The 17,036-nt window shown below is 66.2% G+C and carries 16 protein-coding genes and 1 other RNA gene; 7 read left to right on the top strand and 10 right to left on the bottom strand.

Annotation, left to right across the window (positions count from 1 at the left end; all coding sequences use genetic code 11):
- The first annotated feature begins 336 nt into the window (after nucleotides 1-336).
- From DGN21_RS13920 to cydB, 7 genes are all read left to right on the top strand, one after another.
- The gene (locus tag DGN21_RS13920) at nucleotides 337-1,398 is read left to right on the top strand and encodes a polysaccharide lyase family 1 protein (RefSeq protein WP_046343682.1); all 1,062 of its coding nucleotides are present in this window, start codon (nucleotides 337-339) and stop codon (nucleotides 1,396-1,398) included.
- Between the two features lie 257 nt (nucleotides 1,399-1,655).
- Complete coding sequence (locus tag DGN21_RS13915) at nucleotides 1,656-3,044, top strand: amino acid permease (RefSeq protein ID WP_024938730.1); 1,389 nt, start codon at nucleotides 1,656-1,658, stop codon at nucleotides 3,042-3,044.
- 26 nt (nucleotides 3,045-3,070) lie between these two features.
- Nucleotides 3,071-3,502 (top strand): hypothetical protein, encoded by a 432-nt coding sequence (locus DGN21_RS20205; protein ID WP_241235250.1) that lies wholly within the window; start codon nucleotides 3,071-3,073, stop codon nucleotides 3,500-3,502.
- Complete coding sequence (locus tag DGN21_RS13910; protein ID WP_241235247.1) at nucleotides 3,391-4,560, top strand: dipeptidase; 1,170 nt, start codon at nucleotides 3,391-3,393, stop codon at nucleotides 4,558-4,560. Before DGN21_RS20205 ends, DGN21_RS13910 begins: the two co-directional genes overlap by 112 nt.
- Nucleotides 4,561-4,770: 210 nt before the next feature.
- Nucleotides 4,771-4,847, top strand: a non-coding RNA gene (locus tag DGN21_RS13905) — sX9 sRNA.
- A 185-nt stretch (nucleotides 4,848-5,032) separates the two neighbouring features.
- Nucleotides 5,033-6,430 (top strand): cytochrome ubiquinol oxidase subunit I, encoded by a 1,398-nt coding sequence (locus tag DGN21_RS13900; protein ID WP_024938732.1) that lies wholly within the window; start codon nucleotides 5,033-5,035, stop codon nucleotides 6,428-6,430.
- Entirely contained in the window at nucleotides 6,430-7,446 is a 1,017-nt protein-coding gene (gene cydB / locus DGN21_RS13895) for a cytochrome d ubiquinol oxidase subunit II (RefSeq protein WP_039519768.1), read from the top strand. Before DGN21_RS13900 ends, cydB begins: the two co-directional genes overlap by 1 nt.
- 37 nt (nucleotides 7,447-7,483) lie before the next feature.
- On the opposite strand, the gene DGN21_RS13890 is transcribed toward cydB, so the two are convergent.
- The 10 genes from DGN21_RS13890 to DGN21_RS13845 all read right to left on the bottom strand — a co-directional run bounded on the left by DGN21_RS13890 (nucleotide 7,484) and on the right by DGN21_RS13845 (nucleotide 17,000).
- Nucleotides 7,484-8,323: a prolyl oligopeptidase family serine peptidase gene (locus DGN21_RS13890; RefSeq protein WP_160954518.1), complete on the bottom strand. Its 840-nt coding sequence runs from the start codon at nucleotides 8,321-8,323 to the stop codon at nucleotides 7,484-7,486.
- A 107-nt stretch (nucleotides 8,324-8,430) separates the two neighbouring features.
- Complete coding sequence (gene mgtE / locus DGN21_RS13885) at nucleotides 8,431-9,792, bottom strand: magnesium transporter (RefSeq protein WP_024938734.1); 1,362 nt, start codon at nucleotides 9,790-9,792, stop codon at nucleotides 8,431-8,433.
- Nucleotides 9,793-9,935: 143 nt separating this feature from the next.
- On the bottom strand, nucleotides 9,936-11,666 hold the full coding sequence (ptsP, locus tag DGN21_RS13880; protein WP_054591463.1) for a phosphoenolpyruvate--protein phosphotransferase: 1,731 nt from the start codon (nucleotides 11,664-11,666) through the stop codon (nucleotides 9,936-9,938).
- A 58-nt stretch (nucleotides 11,667-11,724) separates the two neighbouring features.
- Nucleotides 11,725-11,994 carry an HPr family phosphocarrier protein gene (locus DGN21_RS13875; RefSeq protein WP_016904613.1) on the bottom strand — a complete coding sequence of 90 codons (270 nt, stop codon included), beginning with the start codon at nucleotides 11,992-11,994 and terminating at the stop codon, nucleotides 11,725-11,727.
- Nucleotides 11,987-12,379, bottom strand: a complete 393-nt coding sequence (locus DGN21_RS13870) for a PTS sugar transporter subunit IIA (protein WP_016904612.1) — start codon at nucleotides 12,377-12,379, stop codon at nucleotides 11,987-11,989. Before DGN21_RS13870 ends, DGN21_RS13875 begins: the two co-directional genes overlap by 8 nt.
- A gap of 522 nt (nucleotides 12,380-12,901) precedes the next feature.
- Entirely contained in the window at nucleotides 12,902-13,774 is an 873-nt protein-coding gene (rapZ, locus tag DGN21_RS13865; protein ID WP_024938736.1) for an RNase adapter RapZ, read from the bottom strand.
- Complete coding sequence (hprK, locus tag DGN21_RS13860; protein ID WP_016904610.1) at nucleotides 13,771-14,721, bottom strand: HPr(Ser) kinase/phosphatase; 951 nt, start codon at nucleotides 14,719-14,721, stop codon at nucleotides 13,771-13,773. The genes rapZ and hprK overlap by 4 nt, the downstream gene beginning before the upstream one ends.
- Nucleotides 14,718-15,176, bottom strand: coding sequence for a PTS sugar transporter subunit IIA (locus tag DGN21_RS13855; RefSeq protein WP_026064839.1), 459 nt, complete (start codon nucleotides 15,174-15,176; stop codon nucleotides 14,718-14,720). Before DGN21_RS13855 ends, hprK begins: the two co-directional genes overlap by 4 nt.
- A 21-nt stretch (nucleotides 15,177-15,197) precedes the next feature.
- Complete coding sequence (gene raiA, locus DGN21_RS13850) at nucleotides 15,198-15,515, bottom strand: ribosome-associated translation inhibitor RaiA (RefSeq protein WP_016904608.1); 318 nt, start codon at nucleotides 15,513-15,515, stop codon at nucleotides 15,198-15,200.
- Nucleotides 15,516-15,602: 87 nt separating this feature from the next.
- A complete protein-coding gene (locus DGN21_RS13845; protein WP_024938738.1) occupies nucleotides 15,603-17,000 on the bottom strand; it encodes an RNA polymerase factor sigma-54 in 1,398 nt (465 codons plus the stop codon).
- Nucleotides 17,001-17,036 lie beyond the last annotated feature (36 nt).

The following is a 17,036-nucleotide window of genomic DNA, read 5'->3' as shown; positions in this document are numbered from 1 at the left end:
TCGATGCCTAGAAAACGCATTTGCCACCAGCAACTGCGGTCGAACGCGCGCGTGAGTAAACCGGCATCGGCCTGCGTTTGCATGCATGAAAAACACATCTGCATACAGAGCAAAACACCGTGCACGCCACAATGGTGTCCTGTCCCGGGTGTCTCGTGCTGTCTCTTTTGCATGTCCTGCACGGAGAACACCGTGGTGCGTCAAAGTTTCAGTGATGGATAATTGTTTTATGTGTTAAATCGCGCGAAGAATGCGGCCCCCACGCACCGCTTTGCTGTTGTCGTCGCTCCGGCGCAGGCAGCACGCATCGCTTTTCCACACTTTGGGAGAGGCTGCATGATCATCAAGACATTCCAGGGCGCAGTTGCGCTTGCCCTGTCCGCCTGCGCTGCGGGCGCCATCGCCGGCCCGGTCGGGTACGGTGCCGGCACCACCGGCGGCGGCAACAAAACACCGGTCACCGTGACCACCTTCGAGGCGATGCAGGCTGCGATCGACAGTTATTCCGGCAGCGGCGGGTTGGTGCTCAACTACACCGGCAAGTTCGACTTCAGCAGCATCAAGGACGTCTGCGCGCAGTGGAAGTTGCCGGCCAAGACCGTGCAGATCAAGAACAAGAGCAACATCACCATCAAGGGGGCCAACGGCTCGTCGGCCAACTTCGGGCTTTGGGTGGTGGGCAACTCCAGCAACGTCATCATCCAGAACATGACCATCGGCCTGCTGCAGGGCGGTGAAGATGCCGACTCGATCTCGCTGGAAGGCAATTCCAGCGGCTCGCCGTCCAAGATCTGGGTCGACCACAACACCGTGTTCGCCTCCTTGACCAAGTGCTCGGGCGCCGGCGATGCGTCTTTCGATGGCGGCATCGACATGAAGAAGGGCGTCCATCACGTCACCGTGTCCTACAACCACGTCTACAACTACCAGAAGGTCGCGCTCAACGGATACAGCGACAGCGACACCAAGAATTCGGCTGCGCGCACCACCTATCACCACAACCGCTTCGAGAACGTCGAATCGCGCGTGCCGTTGCAACGGCGTGGGCTGAGCCACATCTACAACAACTACTTCAACAACGTCACCACCTCGGGCATCAACGTGCGCATGGGCGGGGTGGCCAAGATCGAGTCCAACTACTTCGAGAACATCAAGAACCCGGTGACCTCGCGCGACAGCAGCGAGATCGGCTACTGGGACCTGATCAACAACTACGTCGGCAGCGGCATCACCTGGGGCACCCCGGATGGCAGCAAGCCGTACGCCAACGCCACCAACTGGATCACCACCAAGGTGTTCCCCGAACCGCTGGGCTACACCTACAGCATCACCCCGGCCGCACAGGTCAAGGCCAAGGTGATCGCCACCGCCGGTGCGGGCACCAACCTGGCCGAGTAGGCGGCAACAGGGTGCGGTCACATGGATCCCCGGCCTGGCCGGGGATTCTTGTCTTTGGGTGCAGCTGGTTCGCGCCTGGCCGGTTCGCGGCCAGGCACGGCGGCCACCGGTGGTTGCACGTGGCAGTGAATCCCTGGCGGTGAATGCAGCCAAGCGCCCCCAAGGTTGATCGACCTCGCTCCGGCGCCGGCGTCAAGAGGCGCGGCGGGCGCCGCGACGCGGTATCGTGTCGCGATCCCATCCATGCAAGCCCGTCCATGCCGCTTCCAACCGATCCCGTTGCTGAGCACGCTCCGTCCGCCGCGCCTACCTTGCGCCACGCGCTGAAACCGCGGCAATTGATGATGATGGGCCTGGGCACGGCGATCGGCGCCGGGCTGTTCCTGGGCTCGGGCGTGGGGATCCACGCGGCGGGGCCGGCAGTGCTGGTGTCGTACCTGATCGCCGGAGCGCTGGTGATCATCGTGATGAACGCGCTGGGCGAAATGGCCGCGTCCAAGCCGGCCAGCGGTGCGTTTTCGGTATACGCAGCCGACGCGATGGGGCCGACCGCCGGTGCGACGGTGGGCTGGTTGTGGTGGCTGCAGATCGTGGTGGTGATCGCCGCCGAAGCGGTCGGCGCGGCAGGCCTGCTCGCCTCGGTATGGCCGGCATTGTCGGTGCCGTTGCTGGCGGTGGTGTTCATGGCCACCTTTACGGCGATCAATCTGCTCGGCGTGCGCAATTTCGGCGAGTTCGAATTCTGGTTCGCCATCCTCAAGGTCGTTGCGATCGTGGTGTTCCTGCTGATCGGTGTGGCCTTGCTGGCCGGCTGGTTGCCCGGCGTGGTGTCGCCGGGGCTGTCCAACTTCATCCAGAACGGCGGATTCGCGCCCAAGGGGCTGGCCGGCATCGGCTCGGCATTGCTGGTGGTGGTCTTCGCCTTCGGCGGCACCGAAATCGTCGCAGTGGCCGCGGCGGAAACCGCCGACCCGGGCCGCAGCCTGGCACGCACGATTCGCACCGTGGCCTGGCGCATCCTGGTGTTCTACATCGGCTCGATCAGCGTGATCGTGGCGGTGGTGCCGTGGACCAGCGCGGCGCTCAGCTCGCCGTTTGCCGCCGTGCTGGAGGTGGCGCGCATTCCCGGCGCGGCCACCGCCATCACCCTGGTCGCCGTGGTGGCCTTGCTGTCGGCGCTCAATGCCAATCTGTACGGCGCCTCGCGGATGATCTTCTCGTTAGCCCAGCGCGGCGAAGCGCCACGGCTGCTTGGCAGGACCAGCGGCGAGCAGGTGCCGCTGGTGGCGGTGATCGCCAGCGTGCTGTTCGGATTTGCCGCAGCCGCGCTGGAACTGCTGTACCCCAACAAGGTGTTGCCGATGCTGCTCAACATCGTCGGCGCCACCTGCCTGCTGGTGTGGACGATCTCGCTGCTGTCGCAGCTGATCTTGCGCGCACGCGCCGACCGCGCCGGCATCGCGTTGCCGTTCCGCATGCGGGGTTATCCGTTTCTGACCCTGCTGGCCCTGGCGATCCTGGCGGTGATCTTCGTGCTGCTGGCGTCTTCGGCGGACACCCGCGCGCAGTTCCTGTCGATGGTCGGTCTGACTGTCTTCATCGCCGTGGTCAGCGAAGTGGCGCGACGCGTGCGTGCGCGGACATGAGCGTATAGGTCAACGCGGCTGAGTGCGTGATCGTCCAGCTGCGCAAATGCGGCTGCAATGCGCTGTTGCACACCGTCGAAGCGAGAACACGCAAGCAGTCTTGCGGTTTCCTTCTCCATCAGACAGGCGAGTGGCTGGATCTGCCGATCCAGCTCGGCTACTGTCATTCGGCCGATTCTGTTCGTTGCATCGGTTGGCTGGAAAACATCGGCGCGCCAGCGCGCGACGATGAAAATGCATCGCTTCATTCCGTGAGTGTTTCAGCAGTCATTGCCGGGGTTCGTGCATGCGTGCCGTTTCGTCCGAGAATTCTGCTGCCTTGCCTGCCGCCCGCACACTGGAGGCAGTGCATGCGCTGGCCTATCCGGTCGATACGCATCTGGACTCGCTGTATCTGTCGCGCCTGGGTGGCTTCGATTTCTGGAAGGGCGACTGGAAAGCGCATCGACGCTCGCTGATCCTCTGGCTGATGTCCAAGACCTCGCCAAGAGGTCGCAACCAACCGCTGATGTACCACGTCAGCGGACCGGACTTTCTGGCCGGCGGCTACGGCGCTGCCTGCTTCAGCGCCCACGCGTTGTGGGAGAACCTCTTCGGCGCGCCGTTTCTCGACCCCTGGAACAACTGGGTGGAGCATCAGCGCTATGTCGAGGAGATGGTGGCCGCGAGCAAGGGTCGGATGCGGCTGGCACGCAGCGCCGCCGAGCTGCGCGCGGTTCGGGCCGAAGGTCTTTGCTGCGCCATCCTGTCGCTGGAGGGCGCGCATATGCTCGGCCCACGCGGAGTCCGCAGCCAGGCGCTGCGGCTGGAGCGCCTGGACATCGCTGCCAGGGCCGGCGCCGCCTATGTGACGCTCAACCATTTCAGCCATACCGACATCTCCCAGGCCGGCTATGCGCCGCTCAATCCGTGGCGCGGGATCGAAGGGGCGGGGCTGTCGGAATTCGGCCGCAAAGTCGTGGAGCGCTGCATCGATGCCGGACTGCTGGTGGATCTTTCGCACACCTCCAGCCAGGGCGTCCTCGATGCCTGCGCCATCTGCGTCCGTCGCAACGTGCCGGCCTTCGCCTCGCATGCCGCCTCGCGCAGTGTTACCCGTGGCGCCGAGACGCGGCCGTCGCGTCATCTCGACCGCGGGCTCGACGACGCGGCGATCCGCGCCATCGTCCAGACCGGTGGCTGCATCAGCGTCATCCTGGCGCCGTACTTTCTGCAACACGCCTATCTGGCCGACGGCAAGCCGAACATGGATGCCGATCTCGCCTTTGTCATTGGCTACTACGAAGCCTTCGCCCGACAGATCGCCGCCATGGGGATCGTCGAGGATCCGTGGAAGCACCTGAGTTTCGGCAGCGATTTCGATGGGGGCATTTCCAGCCTGCCGACCGGTATGCGCAGCGGCGCGGATCTGCCCAGGCTCACGCAGGCGATGCTGGATGCCGGCTGGCCCACGCAACGCATCGTCGATGTGTATAGCGGCAATTTCCTGCGGGTCTGGGGGCGGGTGCGGCCGTAGCGTTTTCCGGCGACCTGCGTGCGGGTGCGGTGGGGGAGCGCGGCGACCCTCCATCGCGTGCCGGTGTACCTGGGATAGCCGGGTGCATCGCTGTGCGTAACGCGTCTGCGTGCAAGGAATGCGCGCTGCATTGCACACCGGGTGTAGCATCGCCGGGAGGGCCCACAAGGCTACAACGTCAGGCAGGCGCGGCCGGTGCTACGAATCGGCATGAGCCACGCCTGCGCTGCGGTTCCGGGCGCGCCGTCCGCACCCACCTGACGACCACCCGCGGCGGGTTGTGGGTCGCTGCTGGCTGCACAAGCGCGGCAATTTGCCGCAGATGCGACGCCGTGTCGCATCGGGAACGAGCACGACCGTCCTTATCATGATCCCGTAGCGCAGAGGTCGCGATCGACCGGCACTGGTGTTCGGCAATCGACCTGCAACCTGTGCGCTGATGCTGCCCCATCTTTTTCCTGGAGGATTCTCCATGGATGCCTTGCTGTTATCGCGGATCCAGTTCGGATTCGTCATCGCATTCCACGTGCTGTTTCCCGCATTCACCATCGGGCTGTCCAGCCTGCTGGCATTTCTCGAGTGGCGCTGGCTGCGCACCCGGCTGCCGGTGTGGCGCGAGCTGTATTTCTTCTGGCAGAAGATCTTCGCGGTGTCGTTCGGCATGGGCGTGGTCAGCGGCATCGTGATGGCCTTCCAGTTCGGGGCCAACTGGCCGGAGCTGAGCCGGATCGCCGGCAGCGTGATCGGCCCCTTGTTGAGCTACGAGGTGCTGACCGCGTTCTTCCTCGAAGCCAGCTTCCTGGGCGTGATGATGTTCGGCTGGGGGCGTATTTCCGAGCGCCTGCATTTCCTGGCGACCTGCATGGTGGCGCTGGGCACGCTGTTTTCCACGTTCTGGATCCTGTCGTCCAACAGCTGGCTGCAGACCCCGGCCGGCTATGAGGTGGTCAACGGCATCGTGCATCCGGTGGCGTGGCTGAAGATCATCTTCAACCCCTCGTTCCCGTACCGGCTTGCGCATATGGCGCTGGGCTCGTTCATCACCACCTGCTTTGTGGTCGGTGCGGTGGGGGCGTGGTATCTGCATCGCGGCGTGCACCGCGAGGCCGGGCTGCGCATGCTCAAGCTGGCGGTGGCTTTCGCGGCGATCACCGTGCCGCTGCAGATCTTCGTCGGCGACATGCATGGCTTGAACACGCTCAAGCACCAGCCGATGAAGATCGCGGCGATGGAAGCGCACTGGCATGACGAAGGCCAGGGCAAGGGGTTTCCGCTGGTGCTGTTCGCCCTGCCCAATGCGCAGGCCGAGCGCAACGATTACGAGGTGGCGATCCCGCGCCTGGGCAGCCTGATCCTGACCCACAGTGCGGAAGGCAGCATTGCGCCGTTGACCTCGGTGCCGGCGGCCGATCGCCCGCCGGTGCTGCCGGTGTTCTTCGCCTTCCGCATCATGGTCGGGCTGGGCTCGTTGATGCTGCTGGTGGCCTGGGTCTCGGCGTTCGCCTGGTGGCGCGGCAAGTTGCTGCAGTGGCGCTGGTTGCTGGCGACCTGGCGCTGGATGTTGCCAAGCGGCTTCATCGCGCTGGTGTCGGGCTGGTTCGTCACCGAGATGGGGCGGCAGCCGTATGTGGTCTATGGCCTGTTGCGCACTGCCGATGCCGTGGGCCCGCAATCGACGCTGATGACCGCAATCTCGCTGGCGGTGTACGTGGTCGGCTATGCGTTCGTGTTCGGCTGGGGCATCTGGTACCTGGTCAAGATCGGCAAGATCGGCCCGACCCCACATGACGCGCCGCAGCTGGACCACGGCGAACACACCCCGGCGCGGCCGCTGTCGGCGGCCGACGAACCGATCGACGGAGCCGCATGATGGACATGAGCAGCGTATTGCCGGTGGCGTGGTTCGCGGTGATCGGCTTCGGGGTGCTGATGTACGTGGTGCTGGACGGCTTCGTGCTCGGCATCGGCATCCTGGCGCCGTTCCGCAAGGACGAAGCGCAGCTGGATCTGATGATGAATACCGCCGCGCCGATCTGGGACGGCAACGAGACCTGGCTGGTGCTGGGCGGGGCAGGGCTGCTGGCGGCGTTTCCCAAGGCGTATGCGGTGATCCTGTCGGCGCTGTATCTGCCGGTGCTGTTGATGGTGATGGCGCTGGTGTTCCGCGGCGTGGCGTTCGAGTTCCGCTTCAAGGCGCATCGCTCGCGGCGGCTGTGGAGCAATGCCTTCGCTGCCGGCTCGATCCTGGCCACGTTTGCGCAGGGCGTGATCCTGGGCGCGCTGGTGCAGGGCCTGCCGATCGAAGACGACCGCTATGTCGGCGGCATCTGGGGTTGGTTCAGTCCGTTCGCGATGCTGACCGGCGCGGCGCTGGTGTTCGGCTACGCGCTGCTCGGCAGCACCTGGCTGATCCTCAAGACCGAAGGTCATGTGCAGCAGCTCGCGCGGCAGTTGAGCCGGCCGCTGACCATCAGCGTGCTGATCTTCATCGGCCTGGTCAGCGCGTGGTTGCCGTCGCTGCAATCGCATGTGATGGACCGCTGGTTCAGCGGCGCGCACTACCTGTGGCTGATGCCGGTGCCGGTGCTGGTCGCCATCGTCGGCTTCGCGCTCTGGCGTTGCACCGAAGCGGGGCGGCCGGATACGCCGCCGTTCCTGCTGGCGATGGGCCTGTTCGTGCTCGGTTTCCTCGGCCTGGTGCTGGGCATGTGGCCGTATCTGGTGCCGCCGGTCTACACCATCTGGCAGGCCGCCGCGCCGCCGTCGTCGCAGCTGTTCGCACTGATCGGTTTGGTGGTGCTGCTGCCGCTGATCCTGGGCTACACGGTGTGGTCGTACCGCGTGTTCCGCGGCAAGATCACCGCCGATACCGGCTATCACCACTGAGCGGGCGCAGACCGCATCGGCGCGGTGCGCCGCCCGCTTAGCGCAGGCGTTGCCTGAACATCCACTCCCACATCGCCGGGTCTGCGTAGGTCGCGTCCCAGGCGTTATGGTTGCCGTCTGGATATTCGCTGTAGCGCACGTTGGCGCCGATGCCCTTGGCGGCGCGGTACAGCGCACGGTCGTCATGCGGTGGCACCGAGTCGTCCTTGGCGCCATGGAACATCCAGATCGGCACGTGTTTGAGCTGGGTGACCGCAGCGGTATACGGGTCGGCCTCCTTGGCCACCAGGCTGACGTAGAGCGTGCGACGCTCATCGCGTGGCGCCTTGAGCGCACCGCAGATCGGCACGATCGCGGCAAAGCGCTGCGGCTGCATCAGGCCGATTTCCCAGGCGCCATAGCCGCCCATCGAGATGCCGGTGAGATAGGTGCGCTGCGGGTCGGCACCGAATTCGGCGCTGGCCGCATCCAGCGCGGCGATCGCCATGCGTGCATTGATGCCCAGCCACTCCTCGTCATCGGGCACCTGCGGCAGCACCACCAGCGCCGGGAACTCGGCGGTGTGTTCGCTCAGGTAAGGCCCGACGCCCACTTCGGCCTGATCGCGCCCGTTGTCGCCGCGTTCGCCCGAGCCATGCAGGAACAGCACGATGGGGCGTGGTTGCGGCGCCTTGGAGGTCGGCACGAACACCTGATAGCGGTAGAGCCGTCCTTCCAGCTGCAGCGTGCGGGTGACGAAATGGCCGCGGCGCCCGTCGTGGTGGCGCTCAGCCATGCTGGAACAGCCGGCCAGCAGCAGCGCAAGAATCGCAAGAACAAGACAACGACGGATCACGCACACCCCCAGACCGATGACATACCCGCAGTATCGCCGCATGCAGCTGTGCTGGCATGTCGCGCTGCGGCGATTTCTGTCGAATATTCATCTGATTGTCGCTGCGGTGTGCTCGGTGCAACGTTGATCGTCATGGCCCGACACGGCGACTACGGCAGCAGGATCAGCGTCGCCAGGCCGAGGAAGCTCAGGAACCCCATCACGTCGGTCAGCGTGGTCAGGATCACCCCGCCGGCCAATGCCGGATCGAAGCCAAGGCGTTTCAGCGTCACCGGGACCAGCACCCCGCCGAATGCGGCGGTGAGCATGTTCAAGGTCAGCGCGGTGCCGATCACCAGCGACAGCATCGGCTGCTGGAACCAGGCCAGCACGATCAGGCCCAGGCCCACGCCCAGCACCAGGCCGTTGATCAGCGCGACGGTGAGCTCCTTCTTGAGCAGGGTCATCACGTTGGAAGAGCCGATCTGGCCCAGCGCCAGGCCGCGCACCATCAGGGCCAGCACCTGGGTGCCGGCGTTGCCGCCCATGCCGGCGACGATCGGCATCAACGCCGCCAGCGCCACCAGCTTCTCGATCGTGCCTTCGAAGCGGCTGACCACACTGGATGCAATGAACGCGGTACACAGGTTGATGCCCAGCCAGATCAGGCGGCGGCGGAAGGCGCGCCGCGCCGGGCTGAACATGTCCTCGTCCTCGTCCAGACCGGCCGCGCTCATGGCCTGGTGTTCGGCCTGTTCGCGGATGATGTCGACCACGTCGTCGATGGTGATGCGGCCGAGCAGGATGTTGTTGTCGTCCACCACCGGCGCGGAGATCCAGTCGTGGTCCGAGAAGCGCCGTGCGACCTCGTCGGAGCCATCGCCGACATCGATCGCCGGTTGTTCGTCGTCGATCAGGCGATTGACCGGCGTGCTGTCCTCATGGGTGACCAGCGCGGCCAGCGACACCCGGCCCAGGTACTGATGGCGCCGGCTCACCACATACAGGTGATCGGTGTGGTCGGGCAGCTCGCCGCGCAGGCGCAGATAGCGCAGCACCACATCGACATTGACGTCGGCGCGCACCGTCACCACGTCCGGATTCATCAGGCGGCCGGCAGTGTCCTCCGGGTACGACAGCACCTGTTCGAGCCGCTCGCGGTTCTCGCGGTCCATCGACTTGAGCACTTCGTCGATGACGGTGTCGGGCAGGTCTTCGACCAGATTGGCCAGATCGTCGATGTCGAGGTCTTCGACCGCGGCGACGATCTCGTCGGTGTCCATGTCGGCCAGCAGGCTTTCGCGCACTTCATCGCCGACATGCAGCAGCACTTCGCCGTCGTCTTCCGGGTCGACCAGCCCCCACACCACTTCGCGCTTGCCGGGCGGCAGCGACTCCAGTAGGTTGCCGATCTCCGCCGGCGCCAGCGTATTGACCAGCCGGCGTACCGGGCCCAGGCGTCCGCTATCGAGCGCATCGGACAGCAATCGCAGCTGGCGCGCGGTCTTGTCGTGGCGGACGGCTTCGGCCATGCGCGGCTCCCTGGAAGAGTGGACACGTCCCGATGGAAGACGCGCTGCTGAGTCAGCACGGCATTATCGCTTGCGCACGGTGACGAAACATACAGTGCCGCTCGCAACGCGTTAGAACATCGCCTGCGCGATGACGCGATCGCTCAGCGCGCCAGGCCCTGCGCGACAGTAGCCAGCCACTTCTCGATGCCTTTGCGGTCGCGCGCGCGCAGCAGCTTGTCGCCCTGCACGCGCAACTCGCCCAGGTGGATGTCGCGCACCGCACGGCGCACTTCCAGCAGCGTGGCCGGATGCAGGCTGAACTCGGTGAGCCCCAGCGCCAGCAGCATCGGCACGAAGCGCGGGTCGCCCGCGATCTCGCCGCACACCGCCACCGGCTTGGCGTAGGCGCGCCCGGTGGCGATCACCTGCGCGATCAGGCGCAGCACCGCCGGATGCAACGGCGAATACAGCTCGCCCAATGCCTCGTTGTTGCGATCCACCGCCAGCAGGTACTGCACCAGATCGTTGGTACCGATCGACAGGAAATCGATGTCGTCGATAAAGCAGTCCAGCGCCAGGGCCGCAGCCGGCACTTCGATCATCGCGCCCAGCGGAATGTGCTCGGCGATCTCGTGGCCTTGTTCGCGCAATTGCGCGGCCAGCTTCTTGATCTGCCGGCGCAGCAACTGGACCTCCTCGCGGCCGCTGACCATCGGCACCAGGATGCGCACCGGTCCGTAGCCGGAGGCGCGCAGGATCGCGCGCAACTGCGCCTGCGCCACCGCAGGGCGGGCCAGCGACAACCGCACCCCGCGCAAGCCCAGCGCCGGGTTGTCCTCATCGCTCAAGGTCAGGCCGGTGCGGTCGGCCTTGTCGGCGCCCAGATCCAGGGTGCGGATGGTGACCGGTCGCCCGCTCATGCCCAGCACGGTGTCGCGATAGGTGTGGAACTGTTCTTCTTCGTCCGGCAACTCGCTGCGCTGCAGGAACAGGAACTCGGTGCGATACAGGCCAAGGCCGCTGGCGCCGAGCGCGTGCGCCCTGGCCACGTCCTCCAGCGATTCGGCATTGGCCAGCAGCGTGATATCGACGTTGTCGCGTGTGCGCGTGGGTTTGGAGCGCAGTCGTCCCAGTTCGCGCTGTTCCTTGGCCAGCGCGCGCAGGCGCTCGCGGTAGTCGCGCAGATGCTCGGGCTTGGGGTCGACGATCACCTGGCCGGAGCCGGCATCGACGATCAATACGTCGCCATCGTCGATCCGCTGGACCGCATCGCTCACCCCCACCACCAGCGGCAGGTGCAGGCTGCGCGCCAGGATCGCGCTGTGCGACAGCGCGCTGCCGGCGGTGGTGACGATGCCGACCACCCCTTGCGCCTGCAGCTGCGCCAGCTCCGACGGCGCCACGTTGTCGCAGACCAGGATCTCGCCGGCCACGCCCTTGAGGTCGGGCGCGCGCTTGTGCAAGAACGCATGGATGCGGCCGATGACGTGATCCAGGTCGTCCATGCGGCTCTTGAGGTAGGCGTCCTCCATGCCGTCGAACACCGCCGCCAACCGGTCGCGCTGCACGCGCAAGGCGTAGTCGGCGCTGTAGCGGTGGGTGCGGATCAACTCGTCCAGGCCTTGCAACAGCTCCGGGTCGTCGAGCAGCAGCGCATGCAGTTCGAGGAACTCGCCAACCTCGCGCGCAAGCGCGCCATGCAGGCGGTCGCGCAGCTGCTGCATCTCGGTGCGTGCTGCCTCGATCGCCACGTGCAGACGCTGCAGCTGGGTTTCCACCTGGCTGGCGGGCACGCGTTGCTCGGCCACTTCCAGCGTGTGGCTCTGGCGCACGCGCGCGCGTCCGAGTGCGTTGCCGCGCGAGGCGGCATGTCCACGCAAACGCAGGCTCATGTGCGGCCCTGGCGCGGACGCGCCCTGTCGGTCAGCCCCGCACCGACGCGGCGCATGCTCAGCTGTCCTCGTCGAAACGACGCTCGAACAGGTCCACCAGCGCCTGCAGCGCTTGCGCTTCGTCCTCGCCATCCAGCCGCACCACCACGCTGGTGCCCTGGCCGGCGGCCAGCAGCATCACGCCCATGATGCTCTTGGCATTCACCTCGCGGCCCTTGGCCGCCAGGGTGGCGTTGCTGCGATAGGACGACAGCGTCTGCACCAGCTTGGCGGTTGCCCGCGCATGCAGTCCGAGTCGGTTGGAAACTATGAGTTCGCGTTCAAGCATCGTCGATGATCGCTCCGTTGCGGGTGCCTGCCGCCGCGGTGGCGGGCAGCTCCTGCAATCCTTGTTCGGGGTAGTTCATCACCCGCAGCAGCATCGGCAGGCTGAGCGCGGACACCCGGCGAACCGGCGTGCCGAGCTTTGCCAACCGGCTGGCGAGATTGCTGGGGCTGGCGCCGTACAGGTCGGTCATGACCAGCACGCCGTCGCCGCTGTCGACCCGTCGCATCGCCGACGAGGCCTGGGGCAGCAAGGCGTCCAGGTCTGCATCGAGCGGCACATCGAACGCTTCGGTCTTCAGCGGCAACTGCCGCAACAGCCCCGTCGCCACGTTCAACAACGCCGCGCCGATGCCGGGATGAGTAATGAGGAGAATGCCACAGGCCATGCCGAAACGTTAACAGGTCGGCATGACCGCGCGATAGCGTTTGCCGGCACCGATGTGTTGCGAAATGAATAGCCGTTTAGGACCGCTGCAGCGTGTCGCGTGCAGCGCACGCAGCAAGCGCGCCGCTGCCCGCATGGCAATGATCGCGACGCCCGCAGTCTGCCAATGCGAACCGCATCACAAGCGAACGCTGCAGCGCGCGCTTGCCAGGCAGTCCCCGATCAGAACGCGCCGACAAAATGCACCGATCAAAGTTTTTCCCGCAGACCCACTGCCTGCGCCAGGCCGAACAATCTGCGCCCGCAGCAAGACAGGGAAGCAGCAGTGACAAGGACGGCCTGCAGCTCCAAATGAGCCACCAAGATCAAAGCCTCGACAGCAAGCGCGGGGCAGGGACCCGATGCCGAGGCCAACCCGCAAGGCCAAGCTTCAAAGCACAGCTGTCACCGACCGTTCGCACATTCCAAGCCGCATGACACCGCTTTGACGATTCCCCAATCCCGATTCCCCAATCCCAGCCCTTCAATCCTGCTCACGGTGAAACGTCGCCACCTCCGGCCAGCCCTGCTCGCGCGCATGCCGCGCCATGCGTTCGGCCAGATACACCGAGCGGTGCTTGCCGCCGGTGCAGCCGAAGGCGATGGTCACGTAGCTGCGGGTGTCGTTGCGCAGCCGTGGCAGCCAGGTATCGAGCAGGTCCACGATCTGCGCGCTGTAGCGCACCACGTCCGGTTCCTTGTCCAGATACTCGCGCACGCCGGCATCGCGGCCGGTCAGCGGGCGCAGTTCCGGGTCCCAGTGCGGATTGGGCAGGACGCGCGCATCGAACACGAAGTCGGCCTCGGCCGGCACGCCGCGTTTGTAGGCGAACGATTCGAACAGCAGCGACAGCCGGTCGCTGCTGCCGAGCGCGAACTCGGTGACCACGCGGCGACGCAGCTGGTGCACATTGAGCGCGCTGGTGTCGATGATGGCATCGGCCTGCGTGCGCAGCGGTTCGGTCAACTGCCGCTCGCGGGTGATCGCTTCCGGCAAGGCCAGGCCCAGATGGCTGAGCGGGTGGCGGCGGCGGGTATCGGCGTAGCGCTTGATCAGCGCCTCGTCGCCGGCCTCGAAAAACAGCAGCCGCGCCTCGATGCCGTATTCCTGCGCGGCCTGGCGCCATTGCGCCAGCTGGGTCAGGTCGCTGCGGCTGCGTACATCGATGCCCACCGCCAGGCGCTGGTCGCCGAGCGGATTGCCGCGCAGGCGGCTGCGCACGAAATCCGGCAGCAGCTCCACCGGCAGGTTGTCCGAACAGTAGTAGTCCAGATCCTCGAAGGTCTTCAACGCGACCGATTTGCCCGAGCCGGACAGCCCGCTCACGATCATCAACGTGGAGGGCGCGGTACTCATGGCGTGCGTCGCTCCAGCAGGTTGCTGTGGCGGGCGATGAACATCGCCGCCGGGTCGATGCCCTTGGTGCGCAGGATATGCAGGCGCGTGGCCGCTTCGGTCAGCACCGCCAGATTGCGCCCGGGCATCACCGGCAGGGTGATCAGCGGCACGTCCAGATCCAGCACGTGCCGGCTGCCGGAATCGCCGGTCAGGCGTTCGTAGCCGGACGGGGTGGGCTCGGTCATCGGGCGGGTCAGGTGCACGATCAGGCGCAGGTACTTGTTCTTCTTCACCGCGGTGTCGCCGAACATGTCGCGCACGTTCAATACGCCCAGGCCGCGCACTTCCAGCAGGTCCTGCAGCAGTTCCGGGCAGGTGCCGTCGAGTACGTCGGGGGCGATCTGGGTGAACTCGGGCGCGTCGTCGGCCACCAGCCGGTGACCGCGGCTGAGCAGTTCCAGCGCCAGCTCGCTCTTGCCCGAACCGGCCTCGCCGGTGATCAGCACGCCGATCGAATAGATCTCCATGAACACGCCATGCAGCGTGACCCGCGGCGCCAGCGTGCGCGCCAGGTGGTAGGAGAGGTGATTGAGCAACTCGTGGCCGCGCTTGGGCGAGATCCACAGCGGCGTGTTGGATTCGTCGGCGGCCGCGCGCAGGTCTTCCGGGCAGGACTGGTTCTTGCTGATCGCCAGTGCCAGCGGCTGCACCTGGATGATCTTCTCGATGGTTTCCCAGCGTTGCCGCGCATCCAGCGAGTCCAGCCAGGCCAGCTCTTCGGTGCCCAGGATCTGCACCTTGTTGGGATAGATCACGTTGAGATAGCCGGCCAGCGACGGGCGGCGTGCGTTGTTGCTGCCGGCCTCGATCTCGCGGTGCTCGCCTTTCTGGCCCGCCACCCAGCGCAGCGCCAGCTTGTCGCGTTGCTGGTCGAACAGTTCGCGTGCGGTGATGCTGGTATTCATGCGGCGCTGGCCTGTGCTGGCGGTGCGTCGGTGAGCAGCGCCATCAAGGCGTCGGCATTGGGGGCGGCGCGCAACTGCTGACGGAAGTCCGCGTCGGAAAACCGCTCGGCCAGTTCCGACAGCAGCATCAGATGCTGGTGGGTGTAGTGCGCAGGCACCGCCATCGCAAAGATCAGGTCCACCGGCTCGTCGCCACCGAAGGCCACCGGGGTGTCCAAGCGCAGCAATGCGCCACGCGGTTCGGTGAGGTTGGGGCAGCGCCCGTGCGGGATGGCGATGCCGTGGCCGATGGCGGTGCTGCCCAGGGCCTCGCGTTCGCACAGGTTGGCGTAGAGCTCGTCGGCACCGGCCTGGCGGCAGGACAGCAGGTCGGCGGCGGCATGCAGGACGGTGTCGCGATCGGCGGCCGGCGACACCACGGTGCGCACGGCCGCCATCAGATCGGTTAAAGGCATGAGGGCATCAAGCGGGAAGCGTCATGCGGGATTGTCGCGCACCTCGCGTGCATGGTGGTTACATTTCTTTTCCTTGTGCTTGAGCACCAGGCGGTCGAGCTTGTCGACCAGCAGGTCGATGGCCGCATACATGCTGGAGCCGCTGGCATCTGCGTGCAGGGTGCGACCGGGGAGGTTGACGGTGGCGACCACGTGATGGTCTGGCTTGCGAACGGCCAGCTGGGTTCGGACTTCACAGTGCTGGTCGAAATGGCGCTGCAGTCGCTGCAGCTTGCTTGCCACGTACTCCCGCAGCGCGGGGGTCACTTCAAGCTGGTGGCCATACGTCTCGATACGCATCGGATACCTCCATTGGTCGGTGGGCCAATGAACCTTTCCGGTGCTCCGACTTACCCGGCGCAGGCCGGCGTTGCGGTGGGTGCAACGTCAGGCGATACGGACGCGTTCGTGGGAGGCGGAAATGTTCATGGCCTCACGATACTTCGCAACGGTGCGCCGTGCCACTGGTACGCCGGAAGTTTTCAGCAGATCGGCCAACTTGGCGTCGGACAGCGGTTTGCGCGGGTTTTCCGCCTCGATCAGGCGCCGGATCATGGCCTGGATGGCGGTGCTGGAAGCCTCGCCGCCGCTGTCGGTGTCGATGCCGGAGGCGAAGAACGAGCGCAGCGCGATGGTGCCGCGCGGGGTGCGCACGTATTTGCGCGCGATCGCGCGGGAAATGGTGGATTCGTGCAGGCCGAGCTCGCCGGCGATCTCGCGCAGGGTCAGCGGGCGCAGGGCCTGCGCGCCGAATTCCAGGAACCCGGCCTGGTGCTGCAGCAGGCAGCGCACCACCCGCAGCAGGGTCTCGCCGCGCGCCTCCAGGCTCTTGAGCAACCAGCGCGCCTCCTGCAGCTGGCCGCGCAGGTAGCCGGCGTCGGACTCGCCGCAACTGCGGATCAGGTTCTCGTAGCCGCGGTGGATGGTGACCTTGGGCTGCGCGCGGCCGGCCAGCGAGGCCCGCCACACGCCACGCTGGCGCCAGATCACGCAGTCCGGTACCACGTAGGTGTCCTGCGACAGGTCGCCGATCTGCTTACCCGGGCGCGGGTCCAGCGAGCGCACCAGCTGGACCGCCTGCTCGACATCGGCGGTGGAGCGCTTGAGTTCGTGCGCCAGGCCGGCCACGCCGCTGCGCGGCAGGCGCTCCAGCGGGCCGGCGACGATCTGCAGCGCCAGCTCGCGCCCCGGAGTGGCCGGGTCGAGCACCGCCAGCTGCAGTGCCAGGCATTCGCCCAGCGTGCGCGCACCCACGCCGACCGGGTCGAAGCGCTGGATCTGGTGCAGCACGGTCAGCACTTCGGCCTCGTCCACCGCCGCACCGAGCGCCAGCGTTTCCAGAATCGCCGACAGCGGCTCGCGCAGGTAGCCGTCCTCATCCAGCGCATCGATCAGCAGCGCGCCGATCTGGCGGTCGCGCGGCGACAGCGGGGACAGGTGCAGCTGCCACAGCAGGTGGTCGGCCAGGGTTTCTGATTCGGCTACGCGCTCGGCCGCATCGCCGGACTCGTCGTCGTCGAAGCTGCCGCCGCTGCCCGACCCGGTCCACTGCAGTTCGTCCTGTGACCAGTCGTCATCGCGCTCGGCCGGTGCCGGTTCCTCACGCGGGGTGTCGTCGGTGGAGGCGGCCGACGACGCGTCCACCGGCAGCTCGTTGGCCGCATGCGCGGCCTCGTCGGCCCATTCCAGCAGCGGATTGGTCTCCACCGCTTCGGCGATTTCCAGTTCCAGCTCGGTGGTGGACATCTGCAATAGCTTGATCGCCTGACGCAACTGCGGCGTCATGACCAACTGCTGTCCTAGCGATGTCTGGAGCCGGGC

The organism is Xanthomonas sp. MLO165 (assembly GCF_018831305.1).
GTDB lineage: Bacteria > Pseudomonadota > Gammaproteobacteria > Xanthomonadales > Xanthomonadaceae > Xanthomonas > Xanthomonas arboricola.
The sequence above is the reverse complement of the archived record's forward strand: the minus strand, read 5'-3'. Positions and strand labels throughout refer to the sequence as shown.